The sequence below is a fragment of the Alteromonas sp. ABH2_165 genome (assembly GCF_056159945.1).
The window spans coordinates 737909-757730 of the sequence record NZ_JBSWWF010000001.1 but is presented as its reverse complement, the minus strand read 5'-3'; the positions used below and the strand labels follow the sequence as shown (position 1 = coordinate 757730).

Genomic DNA, 19822 nt, shown 5'->3' with positions numbered 1-19822 from the left:
TACCGGCGAGACCAGTTGCAACCCGCCCCTCGTGACATTGGTATGACAATGAAGGCTTTCTGGTTCAACAACATATGTTAGTCTGTTGCTACAAATAAGTGATGGGTAAAGCATTGAGTTAGCAGTTTAGAATTAAAACGGGTTGGTTTCACAAACGAGGATGCTTAAACAGGCCATTTAGTTAATTCTGCCATTGCTCACCGTAATACCGACGCTACCTTAAAATCAAACAATTCAGCTTTAAGGATAAAAATGAATTTCTCGATACAAATGAAATTGACGTTTCTGGTCGCCTTTTTCTGTATGGCATTACCGACAAATAATGCATTTGCCGCACTGGAAACACTGACGTGTAATGGATGTAATTTTAATCAGAAGGAATCCAAAGCCGGCGCGTATAGTCAGCACTCTGATGATGAGTATGTCATCGTGTTTGATTTTAAAAACGCGGCAGCTACGAAATTCGAACTCATTTCTCACAAAGGAATTTCGGGGAATAGTAAAAGTCTGATAAGCGAAGTCGCATTAACTGCTGATGAACATCACGATGTAGCACTTATCCTTAATTTCTATAAAACGTTTCGGTCGATGATCCAGAGCAAGTCAACATCGCTCTTTACGGAATCCATTTCAGAAACAGACTATGTTGGCAGACCCGTCGACAGCAAGGTTAGTCCAGTCAGAGATGAAGCGATCAGTGAGATAAATGTATTGGGAGACCCCTATACGTTCATGTCCAGGAGCTCATTCCGCAATGATGCGTTTGATTATTTAATGGATGCCGACAATGATGTCTTTCGTCGATTTACCCGGCAACTAACTGGTGCAGTTGCCAGACCCGATGTCAATGATATGGGACTTGTTATCCGGATAAATTTTTATGACGAAAAGCGACTCATGACGTACAACGGCAGAATAAACACTTTCCCAGATTTTGTCAGAGAAAAATTTATTATTCTGAGTGGCAGAGATGCTGACCTGAATGCAATACCTTTGACAAAAGAAAAGTTCGTAATGGACACACTCAGATTTAAAGAGCCTCGCAACGGCGAAACAATTGTCCTCTCCTACGGTAATATGCTGTGGTCTGCTGAAAAGGAAACGTGCCGCGTTAGTAGTAGAAACCCACGAATAGTAAATGGCGAAAAACTTGTTTTCTACGAATATGCATGTGGTTAGTCACGATTAATAAGAAATAAGCAGCGTTACGCTGCTTATTTTTTAGGTTGATTTTATCAATCCCACTTTGGCCCAAAGTCAGGGCTAACGATACGTTCACCATTGTCTAAATCGTCAATACGCTGAATATCCTCATCAGATAAGCGAACCTGGGTATAATCGAAATTAGCCTGCAAATGGTCTTTGTTAGTAGAAGACGGAATCGCATGAATACCTTTGGCATCCATCCATGCCAGCACTACCTGCGCAGGATTGGCGCCATGTGCTGCGGCAATATTGAGTAGTTCGTCATTTTTCATGACCTTGCCAACAGCAAATGGCATGTACGCGGTTACGCTGATACCCTTCTCTTTACAATGCTCAACCACCTGACGGTTTTGCATAAACGGATGCAGTTCAATCTGGTTTGTCAGGATTTCTCCCTCACCCAGGATCTCAACGGCTTTATCAATTTGTGCCATGGTGAAATTAGACACACCAATATGTCGTGTCAGTCCCTCTTCTTTAGCTTGCTTCAGCGAAGCCAGATAATTTTCCATGGGGATGTGATCGTTCGGTGAAGGCCAGTGGATAAGCAACAGATCAACATACGCCATTTTCAGTTTGTTCAGGCTCTCATGCACAGAGGGGATAAACGAACCTTGATCGAGATGGTCGTGCCATACTTTTGTGGTCACAAACAGCTCTTCGCGGTTTATACCCGCAGTTTGAATAGCATCGCCAATGGCCTCTTCATTGCCATAGAACTGCGCAGTATCGATATGGCAGAAACCGATAGAAAGTGCATCCGTGACCGTTTTTCTTGCAACATCGTCTTCCAGACGAAACGTGCCAACGCCTAGTTGCGGCATCGATTGCATAACATTCTCCTGTTTCGTTTAAATTTATCAACATGGAAACGGCTTGTTTCGGGGATGGTTACGGCATGAAATGCGTTCCGGATTACAACACCGTTGCATTAGGTATTTTTACTCATACGTTGCAGTCAACCGTGTCATCGAAAATAAAATGGCCGATTGCTAGACTTTCATTACGACTAAAGTTGAATACCAACGGAGTTTTCTGATGCGTCGCGCCTTCTCTCTGATTTGTCTAGCGTTTCTCAGCCAGCCCCTACAGGCCGCCAACAAAGACACATTTTTTGTTGGTATTGGGGATGTCAGCAGCGGTCAAACCTATCCCATAAATGGCAGTAAATATCAGCCACTGCTTGATGCCGTACTATCAGCTTTTTCTCTGGAAGAAGGCATTGAAGTTGAATACGTTTCGTTAAACAGCGTGGATTATGACCGTTGGTTTAACGACAGCACCATCGACTTCAGATTTCCTGATCATCCTCGTTGGACAGCAGCGAAGAGCCCGCTATTTTACAGCCAGCCGGTGGTAGGTGTGTGTGAGACCACACGGTTTTTACCGCAGAATCAATGGATGCGAGTTGAAGACGTTACCCGGTTAGGTGTGATTAAAGATTTACCTGTGTCCCGAGAGTGGTCAGAGCAAGAGATAAAAGGTTACACCAAAATCATTCGATTCGACGACACAGCAAGTATGATCGAGGCGCTTTTATCACACCACGTCGATGGCATATTGACCGATGCTGAAGCACTCAGCGAAGCCACAAAACAACTTAATGTGGCGCAAAATCAGTTGGTTTCGTCTGCGCATATTCCAGACAAGAAGAGTAGTCTACGGATTTCCAGCGAGCAGTATCCTGCTATGTTGGAGAAATTGGACGAATTTCTTAAGACACATCGCGGCATGATTGCGCAAATTGCTCGCCGCCATGGTTTAGATAACGGACGAGCCTGTGTTATCAGGCCCGCCGCAAAACATCAGTCGGAATTAGCTGACTGATTGCGTTGATGTGACTGGCGTGCACGGTGTTTTTTCACCGAGCGACGCATACGGGTAAGACGGGCATGATCCAGTTTACCCTGGCGAACGTCCACCATAGTCTGGGTTTCTTCGTCGAGTTGTACCAATTTACGCAGCGAATTGAGTTCAGCTAATGGCAACTCTACCCACGCGCCCTGAGGCAGGCGCTTCTGCAGTTCAACCGGTCCGTAACGTACCCGCATCAGGCGACTTACCTGCACATCCTGTGATTCCCACAGTCGACGCACTTCACGATTCTTCCCTTCTGACAAGGTCACGTTGTACCACTTGTTCATGCTGTCTTCGTCGTTCACTGAGTTAGAACGGGGCACGATGGTGGTGAACTTGGCTTTACCATCTTCCAATTCAACACCGTCAGTGAGCGTTTTCAGCGTTTTACCGGATACTTCACCAAAAACACGTACAGCATATTCACGTTCAACTTCACATTTCGGGTGCATAAGCCGGTTAGCCAGCTCCCCATCGTTAGTGAATAAAAGCAGACCACTGGTGTTAATATCGAGTCGGCCCACGGCAATCCAGCGGCCCACGCGAATAGCCGGGAGACGTTCAAATACTGTTGCACGGCCTTCCGGATCGTGACGACTACACAATTCGCCCTCAGGCTTGTTATACATGAGTACACGGCATACTGGCTTTTCCGTTTGGCGAGATAACAGATGTCCATCCACACGGATTTGCTGGGTAGGTTCAACGCGGTCACCTAAGGTAGCCACTTTACCGTCTACGGAAACGCGACCGGCGTCAATCCAGCGCTCCATTTCCCGACGTGAACCCAGGCCCTGATTAGCCAATACTTTTTGCAACTTTTCACTCATTTTCTTCTCGCTTCATGTTAGCGGTTTCAATCGCACGGTCTGATTCAGACGGTGCCTCCAGTGTTGCCGTCGACGGTGACGGCTCGTTGTCGTCCAGCGCTTCAAAAACTTCAGAGCTGGGTAAGTCGGCCAACGATTTTAACGAAAAATAATCTAAAAACTGTCGGGTAGTGGCGTATAGCGACGGTCTGCCAGGGACCTCTTTATGCCCTACCACTTTTATCCATTCGCGCTCCTTGAGCGTGCGGATGATATTACTACTGACAGCCACACCCCGAACGGCTTCAATTTCCCCCCGGGTGATCGGCTGTCGATATGCAATTAAAGCGAGTGTTTCCAGCATGGCCCGGGAATAACGCGGGGCTGATTCTTGCCACATCCGGCTAAGCCAAGGGCTTAAACTATCCAATGACTGAAAGCGGTAACCACTGGCCACTTCTACCAGTTGAATGCCCCGGGGCTGATAATCCAACACCAACTCTTTCAGCACTTCATTGAGCGCCCGCTCGCTCACGGTAAATTCCGCCAATACGGTATCCCGCAATGCCAGCTTCGTCATTGGGCTGTCGGCGACAAATAAGGCCGCTTCCACCAGCTGTTTAAGCTGGTTTTTATTAATCTTCTTCATGACGGCCTAATTTTACATGAATTCTGGCAAAGGGTCCTGTCTGAACACACAATAAAAGCTGTTCTTTAACTAATTCTAGAATGGCCAGGAACGAAACCACCACACCGGCACGGCCTTCTTCAAAAGTAAACAATGCATCCAGGGGGGTGTAAGTTTCGCTGTTTACCTGTGCGAGGATCTGACTCATCCTCTCCCGGGTGCTCAAGGCTTCACGCTCAATGGTATGATGCTCAAAAGCCGCCGCCCGTTTCATGGCATGACTAAATGCCAGTACAATTTCCTGCAACGACACATCCGGTTCGATACGCAACGGCTGCACACTCTCAGCCACATCGGCTTTAATGGCGAATACGTCTCGCTCCATGCGTGGCTGCTCATCCAGTGTTTGCGCCGCCTCTTTTACCGCTTCATATTCTTTCAAACGGCGTATGAGTTCGGCCCGTGGATCTTCCTCATCATCCTCTTCGTCACTTCGACGAGGTAATAGCAAACGGGATTTAATTTCCGCCAGAATCGCCGCCATTAGCAGATATTCCGCCGCCAGTTCCAGCTTGAGGGTTTTCATCACCTCAACATATTCCATGTACTGCACAGTAATAGCAGCCACGGGCAATGTGACAATATCGAATTTCTGCTTACGAATAAGGTACAGGAGTAAGTCCAGCGGCCCCTCAAAGGTTTCCAGAATAACTTCCAGCGCGTCCGGCGGGATATATAAATCCTCCGGCTTTTCAATTACCGCTTCACCGTTGATGAACGCCAGCGGTAACGGCTGCTGTATAGGCGTGGAAACTACCGGTTCCTGTTGCTCTTCTGCCATGAGTACTACCGTAAATAGTCCTTTATCTGCCCGTGGTCTAGCTTATAAAAACGGCGAGGTATCACCGCTGCCTTCACGAATGATCTGCGCTTCGCCATCAGAAAAATCCACGACTGTCGTAGGCTGCTCGCCCAGATAGCCACCGTGGATAATTAAGCCCACTTGCTTTTCCAGTTTGTCGCGAATTTCGTCCGGGTCTGATTCTGCCATGGTATTGCCTGGCAAGATCAGCGACGTAGACATCAGCGGTTCACCCAGTGTTTCCAGCAGTTTAAGCGCAATAATGTTATCAGGCACTCGAATACCAATGGTTTTACGTTTCGGATTTTGCAAACGCTTTGGCACTTCACTGGTGGCCTTGAACACAAACGTGTAGGGCCCCGGTGTATTGTTCTTAATTTGACGAAACGCCAGGTTATCTACTTTGGCGTAGTTAGACAGTTCCGACATATCCCGACACATCAGGGTAAACTGGTGTTCATTTTTTATCTGACGAATTTGACACAGACGCTCCAACGCCTTTTTATCGTCCATCTGACAGCCAATGGCGTAACCGGAATCGGTGGGATAAACAATGACTTCGCCCTGGTGAATGATTTCTACCGCCTGATTTAGCAGACGTTGCTGCGGATTTTCAGGATGAATATAAAAAAACTGACTCATGATAATGTCCTGTTAGGGGTGGGCGGCAAAGGACCAGTCGTGCCACACAGGCGTAAGGCTGGATGAAATGCCCAGATTCCTTCCTAGTTCTGTCCACCGTGATGGAAAATGGAAGTCGGAGCCCGCTGACGCCAGCAAATTATGCTCGCTGGCAAGTTCGTTGATGAGTTTTTGCTTGTCAGGATTGATGCCCGGGAAGGCGGTTTCGATAGCATCGCCACCATAACTGGCAAACTCAGCAACCAAGCGTCGCAACCATTTTGCTGTCATATCGTAATGCGCCGGGTGAGCGAGAACGGCTTGTCCGCCAGCAGCGCGAATGTGGGTAACAGCCTGCTTAATCTCAGGCCAGACAGCTTTGATTGCCGCGCGTTTTCCTTTTCCAAGATACTTCTTAAATGCGGCATCCATGGTTGCCACACCGTATTCATTCACTAATACGCGCGCAAAGTGTGCACGGGTCACCTGCCCAACACCTGCAATGGCAAACGCTTTTTCAGTTACGCCATCAAAACCACACTTTTGCAGTTTTTCACCAATTTTAAGCGCCCGTTCACGACGAATATCCGCCTGATTCTGCAGAAAGGCTTTCAGCACCTCATCATCTACATCAACGTTTAGCCCCACCACATGAATATCAAACCCGTGCCAGGCGGTGGAAATTTCAACACCATTGATGATGGTCAAGGCCCGTTTTTGCTTTGCTTGTGCCGCGTGCGCTTCGGGTAATCCGGCCAGTGTATCGTGGTCAGTGATGGCCAACACATCCACTTGCATGTTGTGCGCGCGCAGAATCAATTCCTCGGGAGTGAGGTGACCGTCTGAATGTTTGGTGTGACTATGTAGATCGATTTTCAATGTCTTATGCAAATTTCCGGTTGACACAACTTCAATTTTGTTTTCTTCTATAGGGCATATTATACGTACTAACGACTTCGATGCCTATCGAAGTTTCAAACAGAGAAATCATGCGTAATCAATTATCAATCAGCAAAAAAATCAATGCAGTTTGGTGGTGGCACTCCCTGAATTAACGGGCGGTGTACGCGTGAGTGCGTGAAAGAACACAATAAAGGCCCGTTTTACGGGCCTTTTTTTTTAATCGCAGTTGGAGAATTTGCGACAATGAGTTTAGCGGAACTGGGCACACAACCAGGCAAAGTGGAAACCATCGAGCAGTCGGGGCAATATCTAAACGACCCGCTGGCCGCCTTCACTTTCCTGTGCGCCGACAAATCGAACGCACTGCTGTTGGAATCAGCAGAAATTGAAAGCAAAGACGACCTGCAGAGTCTGTTAATGGTAGACGCCGCCATGCGGCTGGTATGTCGTGGTAATCAGGTTATTTGCACCGCCCTCACCCCAAACGGTGAATCGGTATTGCCACTGATTGAAGCCCAGCGACCAGAGGGCATGGATGTAGTACGAGACGGCGTTACTGTTACCCTTACCTGTCATGCTGCTGACTCATCATTGGATGAAGATTCGCGATTAAAAGCCGCAAGCGTATTCGATGGTCTGCGCATGCTAGTGAAACAAATCACCCCACTACGCCAGCATCCACACGCGGTATTCTTAGGTGGTGTTTTTGCCTATGACTTGCTGGCGACCTTCGAGCAGCTACCCGACGTGCCAGACGGCGAGAATGATTGCCCTGACTATGTGTTTTATCTGGCAGAAACCTTACTCACGGTGGATCATCAGACAAAAGAAACGCACCTCGTCGGCAGTGTATTCAGTGGTCCCAATGTGGCGCAGAGCTACTTCGACATTGCTCAGCGATTAGAAAAATTGCAGGCGCGCTTACAGGACATTCCGGCAGCACCGGAGGCCGACGTCCACGCCCAGCCTGATTCCACGGATGTGGATGTCGACAAGGACGATGCTGCCTACGCCGAAGATGTGATTAACCTCAAACAACACATTCTTTCCGGCGACATATTCCAGGTGGTTCCTTCCCGTACGTTTTCGCTTCCTTGTCCCGACCCCATTGCTGCTTACGCCCAACTGAAAATCAGTAACCCCAGTCCTTACATGTTCTACATGAAAGATGAAAATTTCACGATATTTGGCGCATCGCCCGAGTCAGCCATTAAATATGAAACCCAGACTAACCAGGTAGAAATTTACCCTATCGCGGGCACCCGCCCTCGCGGCAAACGTCCGAATGGCGAAATCGATCCGGATCTAGACAGCCGCATTGAGTTAAACCTTCGTGAAGACGACAAAGAAAAAGCGGAACACATCATGCTGGTCGACCTGGCCCGTAATGACGTGGCCAAGGTAAGCCGTCCTGGCACACGCTATGTCAAAGACTTACTAAAAGTCGATCGCTATTCTCATGTGATGCACTTGGTATCCCGCGTGGTTGGCCAACTTCGCGACGACCTCGATGCGCTGCATGCTTATCAAGCCTGTATGAACATGGGCACACTGGTAGGCGCACCCAAAGTCAGTGCGGCATCGCTCATTCGTGGCGTAGAGAAAAAACGTCGCGGCAGTTACGGCGGCGCTGTGGGTTATCTGAACGGAAACGGCGATATGGACACCTGTATTGTGATACGCTCCGCCTTCGTAAAAAACGACCGCGCCTATATTCAGGCTGGTGCTGGCGTGGTTTATGATTCCGATCCGCAGTCAGAAGCCGATGAAACCCGAACAAAAGCGCAGGCGGTGATTAATGCTGTTCGCCGCGCACTCAACACAGGAGAGAAATAATGAGCGACAAAATCACTGTTTTTCTTCTCGATAACGTAGACTCGTTTACTTATAACCTGGTAGATGAATTGCGGGCGCTGGACTTACACATTATTGTATATCGCAACACCGTCGATGCAGACATGCTATTCCAGCGCATGCAAAAGGAAGCAGAACAGTCGCCGGTGCTGCTATTATTATCACCCGGGCCCGGTGCACCTCATGAAGCTGGTTGTATGCCTGCTCTACTGAAAAAGGTACAGGGCGTATTCCCGGTATTAGGCATTTGCCTGGGCCATCAGGCCATTGTGAATCACTACGGCGGCGTGGTAGACCGTGCCCGTGAGGTGATGCATGGTAAATCATCGCCCATTACCCATAGCGGTGATGCTATGTTTGCGGGATTAGCGCAGCCGCTGCACGTAGCGCGCTATCACTCACTGGTTGCCACTTCACTGCCAGATGGCCTTGAAACCATTGCTAGCTTCGGCGATAACACCATGGCGGTGTATCACCCTGAAGATAAAATGCTGGGATTCCAGTTCCATCCTGAGTCCATACTCACAGCCGACGGCAGTAAGCTGTTATTGCAAAGTATCCACTATTTAACCGACAAGGAAATCGAACATGTATGATGCGTCAGTTGCACTTGAAGCTCTGTTTGCCAAAGAGCACCTGAGTCAGGCTCAATCGTTTTCTTTGTTCAACAGCATTATGCATGGTGAGCAACCTGAAACGATTCTCGCTACCGTACTCACTGCACTGAAACTAAACGGTGAGTCACCGAACGAAATCGCGGGTGCCGCCAGTGCCATGGTGTCCAACGCACTGCCGTTTCCAACGCCGGATTACGCCTTCGCTGATATCGTAGGTACCGGTGGTGATGGCCATCACACGATCAATATTTCCAGCGCTGCGGGCGTGGTTGCCGCGAGTTGCGGTGTGAAAGTCGCTAAGCACGGTAATCGCAGTGTGTCGAGTAAATCCGGCTCGGCGGATATTTTCCGCCAGTTCGGTATTAATTTAGAAATAAGTCCGGAAACTGCGCGAAAATGTTTGGATGATGCTAACTTCTGCTTTCTGTTCGCACCGGTTTATCACTCCGGAATGCGACATGCCGCGCCCGTCCGCGCCGCGCTGAAAACCCGCACTATTTTTAATATTCTTGGCCCCTTGGCCAATCCTGCCGGGCCGAGCCACGGCTTGTTTGGTGTGTATTCGCCGGATTTGCTGGAACCTTATGCCCGTACATTAATGTTGTTAGGTCAGCATCGCGCCATGATTGTACACGGCGCCGGATTAGATGAACTGGCTTTGCATGGTGAATCGCAAATTATTGACCTTGAGCACGGCGACTTACGTTCGCTCACCGTCACCCCAGCAGACTTTGGTTTGCCGACCTATCCCCTTGAAGCCATTGCTGGCGGTGAACCAGAAGATAACCGCAAGATGGTGGAAGCTGCTTTGGCCGGTGAAGGCGAGGAAGCCCACCGCGCCGCTATCGCGATGAACTGTGGTGCCTTGTTGAAATTAACTGACACCGTTACCAGTTTTAAAGAAGGCGCGGAAATGGCCATGGACGCGATGAGCCAGGGTAAGCCCTTAACCACATTAAATGCAGTAGCTGAAATCAGTCATCAGGAGAGTAGTACCGATGAGTAATGTGTTAGAACGCATTGTTGCCGATAAGCGCGTAGAAATTGATGCCCTCAAGGCGGCAAAACCACTGGAATCGTTTAAGGATTCACTGACGCCGTCGAAGAAAAGTTTATTCGATGCCCTGAGCCAGCCTAATGCCGGTTTTATTCTTGAGTGCAAAAAAGCGTCCCCCTCAAAAGGCCTCATTCGCCCGGTATTCGATTTGGACGAAATTCTCGCGGCCTATAAACCCCATGCGGCGGGCATCTCGGTGCTCACTGACGAAAAGTATTTCCAAGGAAGTTTCGAATATCTTGCCTACGTTACCGAACGCGTTGAACAACCTGTACTGAACAAAGATTTTTTTGTCGAGGCGTATCAGGTCTATTTGGCCCGTCATTATAATGCCGATGCCATTCTGCTAATGCTGAGTGTGTTAAGCGACGACGAATACCGTGAACTGGCAACCCTTGCCGACGCTCTGTCGCTGGATATTCTTACCGAAGTCAGTAACAAAGAAGAAATGGTTCGCGCCATTGCGCTACAAGCCAAAATCATCGGTATCAACAACCGTGATCTTCGAGATCTGTCTACGGATTTGGCTACCACTGAAAAGCTGTTACCCATGCTTGAAAAAGCCACCCACGATTTCGTGGTTATTTCAGAATCCGGTATTTATACCCACGTAGATGTACGCCGCCTTTCAACGCTTTGTCAGGGCTTCTTAGTCGGTAGCGCATTAATGGCGCAGAAGAACCTGCCTGCCGCAGTGCGCGGTTTAATTTACGGCGACATTAAAGTGTGCGGTCTGACGAAAGTTGAAGATGCCAAAACAGTCTTCAGCCTTGGGGCTAACTACGGTGGTTTAATTTTTGCGCCGAAATCTAAACGATGTGTAACGGTGCAACAGGCGAAAACTATCGTAAACTCTGCACCGGGTCGTTATGTGGGTGTGTTTGTCGATCAGCCCATCGCTGACATCGTCGAAACCGCCACCAGTATGCATCTCCATGCGGTTCAACTGCATGGCAACGAAGACCGTGCCTATCGTCTGGCCCTGCGCGCCCAGTTACCGGCCTACTGCCAAATTTGGCAGGCTGCAGGTGTAACCGATTCACTGCCTGACAACGTGGTTGAATTACTGAACGACGATATCACCGCTGACCGCGTATTGCTGGATTGCCAAATTGGCAATGAAAAAGGCGGTACCGGTAAATCCTTCGACTGGGATCTGTTGAACAACATTAGCGATAAAACAAAATTAATCGTTGCCGGTGGCATTAACGCCGACAACCTGGTGGCCGCCCTGCAAACCGGCGCGACCACCGTTGATGTGAACTCGGGCGTGGAAGACGCACCGGGTGAAAAATCTGCAGAAAAGCTGGCGGCGTTGTTTGCCACAGCCCGCCGCTACTAATTGAAAGTGCTACAGGATTATTCATGAACCAACTTGATTCAAAATTCGGGGAATTCGGCGGCATGTATGTGCCTGAACTGCTGATCCCTGCGCTTGACCAGCTTGAAAAAGCCTTTCTGGACGCAAAAGACGATCCGGCTTTTCAGGAAGAATTCACCTCTTTGCTAAAAGACTACGCAGGTCGCCCTACGGCCATGACGTTAACCCGTAATCTGGTTAGCAACCCGAAAGTAAAACTCTACCTAAAGCGTGAAGACTTGCTTCATGGCGGTGCCCACAAGACCAATCAGGTGTTAGGTCAGGCTCTGCTCACCAAGCGCATGGGTAAAACCGAAGTTATCGCCGAAACCGGCGCCGGTCAGCACGGTACAGCTACCGCCCTCGCTTGCGCCCTGTTGGGTTTGAAATGCCGTATTTATATGGGTGCTAAAGACGTTGAACGTCAGGCACCTAACGTGTTCCGTATGCGCTTAATGGGTGCGGAAGTGATTCCGGTTAATGCTGGTTCAGGCACCTTAAAAGATGCGGTAAACGAAGCCTTGCGTGACTGGTCTGCCAATTACGACAAAGCGCATTACCTGCTGGGTACAGCGGCGGGTCCTCATCCGTTCCCACACATTGTACGTGAATTCCACCGCATGATCGGTGAAGAAACCCGCGCACAAATTCTAGAAAAAGAAGGCCGCTTGCCTGACGCGGTCGTTGCCTGTGTTGGCGGTGGTTCTAACGCTATTGGTATGTTTGCTGACTTCATCGACGAACCGTCAGTGCGTTTGATTGGTGTTGAGCCTGGTGGTAAAGGCCTGCATACCGGCGAACACGGTGCCACTATCTGTACCGGTTCGAAAGGTATTCTGCACGGTGCGTACACCTACATCATGCAAGATAAAGAAGGCCAGATTGAGGAAAGCTATTCGGTCTCTGCCGGTTTGGATTATCCAGCTGTTGGCCCGCAGCATGCCCATTTGGCGGCAACCGGTCGTGCTGAGTACGTATCGGTAACTGACGAAGAAGCGCTGAACGCGTTCCAGTTGCTGGCTCGCAAAGAAGGCATCATTCCTGCGCTTGAATCTTCGCATGCACTGGCTCACGCGCTGAATATGGCAGATGAAGCAGACGAGGAAACCGTGATTGTGGTGAACCTTTCTGGCCGTGGTGACAAAGATTTAGGTCACGTGATCAAGATTCTGGGAGAAGATTTCAATGGATCGCTATGAAGCAATGTTCGCGCGCCTGAACGACAAAAATGAAGGCGCATTTGTCCCATTCGTGATGGTGGGCGACCCGGATATCGAGACGTCGGAAAAAATCATTTGTCAGTTAATCGAAAGCGGTGCCGACGCATTGGAATTGGGTATTCCCTATTCCGACCCTATTGCTGATGGTCCGACAATCCAGGCTGCTGCCATTCGTGCGCTAGAAAACGGCGTGACCCCAGGTAAGTGTTTCGAAATGTTGGCTCGCGTACGCGCGAAATATCCTGACACGCCAATTGGCTTACTGCTGTACAGTAACCTGGTGGTCGTTCACGGCATCGACCATTTCTACGGCTTGGCAAAAGACGCGGGAGTGGATTCTATTCTGGTTGCAGATGTGCCCCTACGCGAAGCAAAACCTTTCTTGGATGTGGCAAACCAAACGGGTGTAGCGCAAATTTTGATTGCGCCACCCAACGCCACTGAAGAAACGTTACAACAAATTGGTGAACACTCTCGCGGTTATACTTACCTGCTTGGTCGCGCAGGTGTAACCGGTGTCGAAACGGCTGCTGATGTGCCTGCAGAAGCGCTGATCAGCAAGTTGTCTGACTACCAATGTGCCCCCCCTATTCTTGGTTTTGGTATTTCAACCCCAGCCCAAGTTACTACCGCCATTCAAGCAGGTGCCGCAGGCGCCATTAGTGGCTCAGCGACGGTGAACATTATTGCTAATCACCTCGACGACGTGCCCACCATGCTGGAAGCGTTGAATCGTTTTGTTAGCGATATGAAAACGGCCACCGCAAAGTAGCGGAAAACAGATAAAGGAATCATTCATGTTTTATATGATTTGTGCCACTGATGTGGAAAACAGCCTGGAAAAACGTCTCGCTGCACGCCCTGATCACCTTGCGCGTTTGAATGCACTGAAAGACGAAGGTCGCTTATTAATCGCAGGCCCTTTTCCGGCCATCGACAGCGACGACCCGGGTCCTGCGGGTTTCACAGGTTCACTGGTAGTTGCCGAGTTCGACTCGCTAGAGATGGCAAAAGCGTGGGCTGAGGCCGATCCTTACGTAGCAGCTGGGGTTTATGCCGATGTGGTGGTTAAACCTTACAAGAAAGTACTTCCATAAGTACAACAGCCTTTAACAATGGGAGCCAAATGGCTCCCGTTTTTTTAACAGTATGAATGTTCGTGGTTTAGCTGCCTTCAGGGATGATTCAGGCAATGTTCATTTAACGTGGTTATGCTAGGATACCAACATGAGGAACATTGTTTACCTGTGCTGGTTCACCTGTTGAGGCTGTATGAATATTTTAAAAATCATGACCGTTGCGGTTTTTCTGTTGGCAATGCCATTGTCGCAGCAAGCACACGCGCGTCAGGATAAACAGGCAACCCAGCAGATAGACCGCAGTCAGGCTGCTGCCAAAGCACAGCAACAGGTAAAAGGACGTGTACTCCGCGTGGATCAGACCCGCTCTGCATACCGGGTTAAAATGTTAAAGAAAAATGGCCGGGTGATCTCCGTTGACGTGGATAAGAACACAGGACGGGTTCAGCCGGTAAAAGAAAAGGACTAACGCCAACCATGCGTGTTTTAATTGCCGAAGATGACAGTCGCCTGCTAACCCAACTTGATAGCCTGCTGCAACAACATGGTTACAGTATAGATTTAGCCGATAACGGCAATAATGCTTTATATCAACTCGTAGAAGTCAGTTACGATGCCGCAATTGTTGATATTGGCTTGCCCGGCATTGATGGTTTTGACGTTATTCGAACCGCCCGTCAAAAAGATATCAAGACCCCTATCCTCATTCTCACAGCCCGAGATCGTTGGCAAGAGAAAGTAGAAGGCCTGGACGCCGGGGCCGATGATTACCTCACGAAACCTTTTCACAACGAAGAACTTCTGGCCCGGGTGAAAGCACTTATCCGACGCTCATCGGGTCAGGCGAACCCCACCATTCAGTTTGGTCCGGTTTCGTTAGATACGGTTGCCGAAGAAATCACCTTGCACGAAGAACGCTTAGAATTAACTGCGTACGAATACAAGGTAATGGAATACCTGATGCTAAACCCGCAGAAAATTGTTTCGAAAACCGAACTTACCGAACACATATACGACCAGGATTTCGACCTCGACAGTAATGTCATTGAAGTGTTTGTTGGCCGTCTGCGTAAAAAACTCGACCCCGATGGTTCACTCAAACCCATCGAAACCCTGCGTGGCCGCGGTTACCGTTTGAATCGGGATCTATGACCAACCTTTCTTTGCGTTTACGTAGCATTTTATTGGCCTTAGTGGCGCTGGTTGTGTTCATCCCTGTTACGGTGATTACCCTCGACAAGGCCTATACAGAAAGCCTGACCCAAGCGAAACACAATGAACTGAAACTGATGAATCTGGCGCTGGTTTCTGCCTTCGAATTAGATGGCGACACACCTTACATGCCAGAAGTACTGTATGAAGAGCAGCTAAATTTGCCCGATTCAGGCTATATCGGGCTGATTATTTTTCGCGACAAAGTGGTTTGGAAGTCTGCATCGGCATTGAACAACGCAGTGATTTCTCAGCCGCCTTCGCCTGACGTGGGTGATGAACGATTTGTCACCGAAGACAGCGGCGCACTGTCTAATATGGACAGTTATTTCTCTTACGCCTTTACCGCCGAATTCGCCTCTGATTCAGGCTTTGAAGCCGTCCATTTCTATATTCTGAACAATCGTGCAGAGTTTAATATTGAACGGGATGCGTACCTGGATACCCTTTGGCAATGGTTGTTGTTGCTAAGCGCAGGGCTTCTGATTTTATTGATTGTGGGTATTAATGTGGTATTGGCCCCGGTTCGCGGCCTTATTCGCGAAATACGTTTAACGGCAAGCGGTCATCAACCGGCCTTGGATAACAATTATCCGGTTGAGTTCACCCCGCTTAAAAACAGTATCAATCGCTTGTTGGAGGCAGAAGCCCAACAGCGCAGCCGTTATAAAAACAGTCTAGGCGACCTCGCTCATAGTCTTAAAACCCCGCTGGCCGCCGCTATGGGCACGCCTGCCCTGCCTGATGATGCTTATGAATCTTTGGTACAGATTGATCACATCATCCAACGTCAGTTAAAACGTGCGGCAGCAGCAAAGTCTGGTTGGCAAGCCAGCGTCGATGTCGCGCCAGTGGTAGATAAACTATTTAGTGCTATGCTGAAAGTGCATCGCGATGCGGATCTCACGCTGACCCGGGAAGGCGACGCCAGTTGCCAGTTTGAAGGCGACGGTACCGATTTAATGGAAATGCTCGGAAATGTTGTCGATAACGCCTGTAAAGCCGCCAGCAGTCGGGTATTGGTTTCATTATCGCGTCAGCAAGGTTGGAGTCATATCACCATCGAAGATGATGGGCCTGGCATACCAGACGATCAGAAAGACGTCTTGTTGGAACGAGGCGAACGTCTTGATACCTATACCGAAGGCCAAGGTATTGGTTTGGCCGTTGTTGCTGATCTTGTTGCTATTTACGAGGGGCGGTTAGATATCGCAGACAGCCACCTCGGCGGTGCGGCGATCACACTGTCTTTTCCGGTATAACAACCTGCCGTTTCCAGTGTAAAGATGTGAAAAATAACCTTAAATGCTGAGAATTCATACTGGTATAACCATAACCACTATGAATGCTTACCATAAATACAACACTATAATTTATCTTAAAAGGTAAAACCAATCTGCTCAATTCTTATTCAGAAGGAATTTGCAAAACATGCAAGCAACTGAAATTAAATGAATTAATAAAAAAATGAATTTACGAGTAAAGGAAAGAAAAATCGACATGCAACATCGCGCTAACATAAGTGGCTTGCATACGCCCAGTGGTTCACTTTCTGACATTACGTAAACACTAAAAATCAGTTAATATGTCCTTCATTTTTATACGCGTATAGCTAAGACCGTCTTAATTTTACGTCCGAAAAACCCAAGACCGAGAGAACACTATGAGTTTGTATTCAGAATATCTGGCAGAGATCGAAACCCGTAAAAAGGAATTAGGTCTTAACCCGAAGCCAATCGACAGTGCTGATCTGCTGTCTGAGATTATTGCTCAAATCAAAGATACTTCTAACGAGCACCGTGAAGACTCTTTAAAATTCTTTATTTACAACACGCTGCCAGGCACCACTAGCGCAGCGGGTGTTAAAGCACAATTCCTGAAAGAAATTGTTCTTGGCGAAGAGAAAGTAGAAGAAATCACACCAGAGTTTGCACTTGAACTGCTTTCTCATATGAAAGGTGGTCCTTCTGTTGAAGTGTTACTGGATCTGGCATTGTCTGATGACGAAGCGGTTGCAAAACCTGCTGCAGAAGTATTGAAAACTCAGGTATATCTGTACGATGCAGATACCGAGCGTCTGGAAGCGGCATATAAAGCGGGCAACCCAATTGTTAAAGATATTCTGGAAAGCTACGCCAAAGCAGAATTCTTCACCAAGCTACCTGATGTACCAGAAAAAATTGAAGTGGTTACCTACATCGCGGCTGAAGGTGATATCTCTACTGACCTGCTTTCTCCAGGTAACCAGGCTCACTCTCGTGCCGACCGTGAACTGCACGGCCAATGTATGATTACGCCTGAAGCACAACAAGAAATCGTTGAGCTAGGTAAAAAGCACCCTAACGCTAAAGTCATGCTGATTGCAGAAAAAGGCACCATGGGTGTAGGTTCTTCTCGTATGTCTGGTGTGAACAACGTGGCACTGTGGGCCGGCGAGCCTACCAGCCCGTACATTCCTTTCGTAAACAAAGCCCCTGTTGTGGCTGGTACTAACGGTATCGCTCCTATCTTTCTGACAACCGTTGGTGTAACCGGCGGTATTGGTCTGGATCTGAAAAACTGGGTTAAGAAAACTGACGAAAATGGTGAAGTGATTCGCGATGCAAATGGCGACCCAGTACTGGAAGAAGCGTACTCTGTTGCTACCGGTACGGTACTGACCATCGATACCAAAGCGAAGAAGCTTTATAACGGTTCTGAAGAACTGGCTGACGTTGCTGACGCGTTTACGCCACAAAAAGTTGAATTCATGAAAGCCGGCGGTTCATATGCTGTTGTTTTCGGTAAGCAACTGCAAACTTTCGCAGCTGAAACTTTGGGTGTCACTGCACCAGACGTTTACGCGCCATCTAAAGAAGTATCACACGAAGGCCAGGGCCTGACTGCTGTTGAGAAAATCTTCAACCGTAATGCGGTAGGTGTAAACTCAGATTCTCCACTGCACGCTGGCTCTGACGTACGAGTTAAAGTGAACATTGTAGGTTCTCAGGACACCACAGGCCCTATGACCTGTCAGGAACTGGAATCTATGGCTGCATCAACCATCTCTCCTGTTGTTGATGGTGCATATCAGTCTGGCTGTCACACTGCATCAGTATGGGATAAGAAAGCGCAGGCTAATATTCCTAAGCTGATGTCTTTCATGAACAACTTTGGTGTTATCACTGCCCGTGACCCTAAAGGCGTTTACCACGCAATGACTGACGTTATTCACAAAGTGCTTAACGACATCACTGTAGACGACCGCGCGATCATCATCGGTGGTGACTCGCACACCCGTATGTCTAAAGGTGTGGCATTCGGTGCTGACTCAGGTACTGTTGCGCTGGCACTGGCTACAGGTGAAGCGGCGATGCCTATTCCTGAGTCTGTAAAAGTAACCTTTAAAGGTAGCATGAAAGAGCATATGGACTTCCGTGATGTTGTTCACGCAACGCAGGCGCAAATGCTCAAGCAGTTCTCTGGTGAAAACGTGTTCCAGGGCCGCGTTATCGAAGTACAAATCGGTACACTGCTGGCTGACCAGGCCTTCACGTTCACCGACTGGACTGCAGAAATGAAGGCGAAGGCCTCTATCTGTATCTCTGACAACGAGACCATGATTGCGTCACTGGAACTGGCGAAGAGCCGTATCCAGATCATGATTAACAAAGGTATGGATAACGACGCTAACATGCTGCAAGGCCTTATCGACCTGGCAGACAAGCGTATTGCTGAGATCAAGTCTGGTGAAGAGCCTGCACTGGCACCTGACGACAACGCGAAATACTTCGCAGAAGTGGTTGTTGACCTCGACCAAATCGACGAGCCAATGATTGCTGACCCAGACGTTAACAACGAAGACGTGTCTAAGCGTTACACCCACGATGTTATCCGTCCAGTTTCTTACTACGACGGTAAGCCAGTTGACCTTGGCTTCGTAGGTTCTTGTATGGTTCACAAAGGCGACATGCAAATCATTGCACAAATGCTGCGTAACCTGGAGAAACTGAATGGCTCAGTGAGCTTTAAAGCGCCACTGGTTGTTGCTCCACCAACGTACAACATCGTTGATGAGCTGAAAGCCGAAGGCGACTGGGAAATTCTGGCGAAATACGCTGGCTTCCAGTTTGACGATGCTAAGCCGAAAGAAGCTGCACGTACTAAGTACGATAACATTCTGTATCTTGAGCGTCCGGGATGTAACCTGTGTATGGGTAACCAGGAAAAAGCAGAACCAGGTGATACAGTAATTGCGACTTCAACCCGTTTGTTCCAAGGCCGTGTTGTTGCCGATACAAGCGAGAAGAAAGGTGAATCACTGCTGGGCTCTACACCACTGGTAGTACTGTCTACAGTACTGGGTCGCTTCCCAACTACAGAAGAGTACAAGCAAGCGGTTGCTGGCATCGACCTGACCAAATTCGCTCCACCTTCAGACGATCTGGCCGTTAAGCCTAAGTTTGAAGCAGATGTAGCGGTGAAGAACGTTTAATTAACGGTTCTTAGTACGATATAGAAGGCCCCGACTTGTCGGGGCTTTTTTTATGAGCAATTC

Annotated in this window: 19 protein-coding genes; 13 read left to right on the top strand and 6 right to left on the bottom strand. The window is 48.6% G+C overall.

Annotation, left to right across the window (positions count from 1 at the left end; genetic code table 11):
• The first annotated feature begins 252 nt into the window (after nt 1-252).
• Nucleotides 253-1179, top strand: coding sequence for a hypothetical protein (locus ACXAFQ_RS03370; RefSeq protein ID WP_474818152.1), 927 nt, complete (start codon nt 253-255; stop codon nt 1177-1179).
• A gap of 56 nt (nt 1180-1235) precedes the next feature.
• Here the strand turns inward: ACXAFQ_RS03370 and dkgB are convergent, their stop codons facing one another.
• Nucleotides 1236-2039: a 2,5-didehydrogluconate reductase DkgB gene (dkgB, locus tag ACXAFQ_RS03365; protein ID WP_070126758.1), complete on the bottom strand. Its 804-nt coding sequence runs from the start codon at nt 2037-2039 to the stop codon at nt 1236-1238.
• A gap of 205 nt (nt 2040-2244) precedes the next feature.
• On the opposite strand from dkgB, the gene ACXAFQ_RS03360 reads away from it, so the two are divergent.
• Entirely contained in the window at nt 2245-3033 is a 789-nt protein-coding gene (locus ACXAFQ_RS03360) for a type 2 periplasmic-binding domain-containing protein (RefSeq protein WP_474818151.1), read from the top strand.
• Here ACXAFQ_RS03360 and rluB read toward each other — a convergent pair.
• Genes rluB through ACXAFQ_RS03335 form a run of 5 tightly spaced genes read right to left on the bottom strand, consistent with a single transcriptional unit; the run spans nt 3012 to nt 6862 of the window.
• Nucleotides 3012-3893 carry a 23S rRNA pseudouridine(2605) synthase RluB gene (gene rluB, locus ACXAFQ_RS03355; RefSeq protein WP_070126760.1) on the bottom strand — a complete coding sequence of 294 codons (882 nt, stop codon included), beginning with the start codon at nt 3891-3893 and terminating at the stop codon, nt 3012-3014. The genes ACXAFQ_RS03360 and rluB overlap by 22 nt on opposite strands.
• On the bottom strand, nt 3886-4521 hold the full coding sequence (gene scpB, locus ACXAFQ_RS03350) for an SMC-Scp complex subunit ScpB (protein ID WP_474818150.1): 636 nt from the start codon (nt 4519-4521) through the stop codon (nt 3886-3888). The genes rluB and scpB overlap by 8 nt, the downstream gene beginning before the upstream one ends.
• Nucleotides 4508-5341 (bottom strand): segregation and condensation protein A, encoded by an 834-nt coding sequence (locus ACXAFQ_RS03345; protein ID WP_474818149.1) that lies wholly within the window; start codon nt 5339-5341, stop codon nt 4508-4510. Before ACXAFQ_RS03345 ends, scpB begins: the two co-directional genes overlap by 14 nt.
• 42 nt (nt 5342-5383) lie before the next feature.
• Nucleotides 5384-6004, bottom strand: coding sequence for an L-threonylcarbamoyladenylate synthase (locus tag ACXAFQ_RS03340; protein WP_474818148.1), 621 nt, complete (start codon nt 6002-6004; stop codon nt 5384-5386).
• A 12-nt stretch (nt 6005-6016) separates the two neighbouring features.
• A complete protein-coding gene (locus ACXAFQ_RS03335) occupies nt 6017-6862 on the bottom strand; it encodes a PHP domain-containing protein (RefSeq protein WP_474818147.1) in 846 nt (281 codons plus the stop codon).
• Between the two features lie 267 nt (nt 6863-7129).
• On the opposite strand from ACXAFQ_RS03335, the gene ACXAFQ_RS03330 reads away from it, so the two are divergent.
• From ACXAFQ_RS03330 to ACXAFQ_RS03280, 11 genes are all read left to right on the top strand, one after another.
• On the top strand, nt 7130-8722 hold the full coding sequence (locus ACXAFQ_RS03330) for an anthranilate synthase component 1 (RefSeq protein ID WP_474818146.1): 1593 nt from the start codon (nt 7130-7132) through the stop codon (nt 8720-8722).
• Nucleotides 8722-9336 (top strand): aminodeoxychorismate/anthranilate synthase component II, encoded by a 615-nt coding sequence (locus ACXAFQ_RS03325; protein WP_474818145.1) that lies wholly within the window; start codon nt 8722-8724, stop codon nt 9334-9336. Before ACXAFQ_RS03330 ends, ACXAFQ_RS03325 begins: the two co-directional genes overlap by 1 nt.
• Nucleotides 9329-10363, top strand: a complete 1035-nt coding sequence (trpD, locus tag ACXAFQ_RS03320; RefSeq protein WP_474818144.1) for an anthranilate phosphoribosyltransferase — start codon at nt 9329-9331, stop codon at nt 10361-10363. The genes ACXAFQ_RS03325 and trpD overlap by 8 nt, the downstream gene beginning before the upstream one ends.
• Nucleotides 10356-11756, top strand: coding sequence for a bifunctional indole-3-glycerol-phosphate synthase TrpC/phosphoribosylanthranilate isomerase TrpF (gene trpCF, locus ACXAFQ_RS03315; protein WP_474818143.1), 1401 nt, complete (start codon nt 10356-10358; stop codon nt 11754-11756). Before trpD ends, trpCF begins: the two co-directional genes overlap by 8 nt.
• Before the next feature lie 23 nt (nt 11757-11779).
• Nucleotides 11780-12973 (top strand): tryptophan synthase subunit beta, encoded by a 1194-nt coding sequence (gene trpB / locus ACXAFQ_RS03310; RefSeq protein WP_474818142.1) that lies wholly within the window; start codon nt 11780-11782, stop codon nt 12971-12973.
• Nucleotides 12960-13766 (top strand): tryptophan synthase subunit alpha, encoded by an 807-nt coding sequence (trpA, locus tag ACXAFQ_RS03305; protein ID WP_474818141.1) that lies wholly within the window; start codon nt 12960-12962, stop codon nt 13764-13766. The genes trpB and trpA overlap by 14 nt, the downstream gene beginning before the upstream one ends.
• A 25-nt stretch (nt 13767-13791) precedes the next feature.
• Nucleotides 13792-14091 carry a YciI family protein gene (locus ACXAFQ_RS03300; protein ID WP_474818140.1) on the top strand — a complete coding sequence of 100 codons (300 nt, stop codon included), beginning with the start codon at nt 13792-13794 and terminating at the stop codon, nt 14089-14091.
• Between the two features lie 175 nt (nt 14092-14266).
• Nucleotides 14267-14542 carry a PepSY domain-containing protein gene (locus ACXAFQ_RS03295; protein ID WP_474818139.1) on the top strand — a complete coding sequence of 92 codons (276 nt, stop codon included), beginning with the start codon at nt 14267-14269 and terminating at the stop codon, nt 14540-14542.
• An 8-nt stretch (nt 14543-14550) separates the two neighbouring features.
• Nucleotides 14551-15225 (top strand): response regulator transcription factor, encoded by a 675-nt coding sequence (locus ACXAFQ_RS03290; RefSeq protein WP_474818138.1) that lies wholly within the window; start codon nt 14551-14553, stop codon nt 15223-15225.
• A complete protein-coding gene (locus ACXAFQ_RS03285) occupies nt 15222-16547 on the top strand; it encodes an ATP-binding protein (protein ID WP_474818137.1) in 1326 nt (441 codons plus the stop codon). Before ACXAFQ_RS03290 ends, ACXAFQ_RS03285 begins: the two co-directional genes overlap by 4 nt.
• A gap of 401 nt (nt 16548-16948) precedes the next feature.
• Nucleotides 16949-19759: a bifunctional aconitate hydratase 2/2-methylisocitrate dehydratase gene (locus ACXAFQ_RS03280; RefSeq protein ID WP_474818136.1), complete on the top strand. Its 2811-nt coding sequence runs from the start codon at nt 16949-16951 to the stop codon at nt 19757-19759.
• Nucleotides 19760-19822 lie beyond the last annotated feature (63 nt).

Excerpts from the sequence above, each read along its gene's own strand:
- trpCF (WP_474818143.1), top strand. The coding sequence starts at position 10,356 with ATGAGTAATGTGTTAGAACGCATTGTTGCCGATAAGCGCGTAGAAATT.
- ACXAFQ_RS03325 (WP_474818145.1), top strand. The coding sequence starts at position 8,722 with ATGAGCGACAAAATCACTGTTTTTCTTCTCGATAACGTAGACTCGTTT.
- ACXAFQ_RS03280 (WP_474818136.1), top strand. The coding sequence starts at position 16,949 with ATGAGTTTGTATTCAGAATATCTGGCAGAGATCGAAACCCGTAAAAAG.
- ACXAFQ_RS03370 (WP_474818152.1), top strand. The coding sequence starts at position 253 with ATGAATTTCTCGATACAAATGAAATTGACGTTTCTGGTCGCCTTTTTC.
- rluB (WP_070126760.1), bottom strand. The coding sequence starts at position 3,893 with ATGAGTGAAAAGTTGCAAAAAGTATTGGCTAATCAGGGCCTGGGTTCA.
- ACXAFQ_RS03330 (WP_474818146.1), top strand. The coding sequence starts at position 7,130 with ATGAGTTTAGCGGAACTGGGCACACAACCAGGCAAAGTGGAAACCATC.
- trpB (WP_474818142.1), top strand. The coding sequence starts at position 11,780 with ATGAACCAACTTGATTCAAAATTCGGGGAATTCGGCGGCATGTATGTG.
- trpA (WP_474818141.1), top strand. The coding sequence starts at position 12,960 with ATGGATCGCTATGAAGCAATGTTCGCGCGCCTGAACGACAAAAATGAA.
- ACXAFQ_RS03360 (WP_474818151.1), top strand. The coding sequence starts at position 2,245 with ATGCGTCGCGCCTTCTCTCTGATTTGTCTAGCGTTTCTCAGCCAGCCC.
- ACXAFQ_RS03285 (WP_474818137.1), top strand. The coding sequence starts at position 15,222 with ATGACCAACCTTTCTTTGCGTTTACGTAGCATTTTATTGGCCTTAGTG.
- dkgB (WP_070126758.1), bottom strand. The coding sequence starts at position 2,039 with ATGCAATCGATGCCGCAACTAGGCGTTGGCACGTTTCGTCTGGAAGAC.
- ACXAFQ_RS03290 (WP_474818138.1), top strand. The coding sequence starts at position 14,551 with ATGCGTGTTTTAATTGCCGAAGATGACAGTCGCCTGCTAACCCAACTT.
- ACXAFQ_RS03340 (WP_474818148.1), bottom strand. The coding sequence starts at position 6,004 with ATGAGTCAGTTTTTTTATATTCATCCTGAAAATCCGCAGCAACGTCTG.
- ACXAFQ_RS03295 (WP_474818139.1), top strand. The coding sequence starts at position 14,267 with ATGAATATTTTAAAAATCATGACCGTTGCGGTTTTTCTGTTGGCAATG.
- trpD (WP_474818144.1), top strand. The coding sequence starts at position 9,329 with ATGTATGATGCGTCAGTTGCACTTGAAGCTCTGTTTGCCAAAGAGCAC.
- ACXAFQ_RS03300 (WP_474818140.1), top strand. The coding sequence starts at position 13,792 with ATGTTTTATATGATTTGTGCCACTGATGTGGAAAACAGCCTGGAAAAA.
- scpB (WP_474818150.1), bottom strand. The coding sequence starts at position 4,521 with ATGAAGAAGATTAATAAAAACCAGCTTAAACAGCTGGTGGAAGCGGCC.
- ACXAFQ_RS03345 (WP_474818149.1), bottom strand. The coding sequence starts at position 5,341 with ATGGCAGAAGAGCAACAGGAACCGGTAGTTTCCACGCCTATACAGCAG.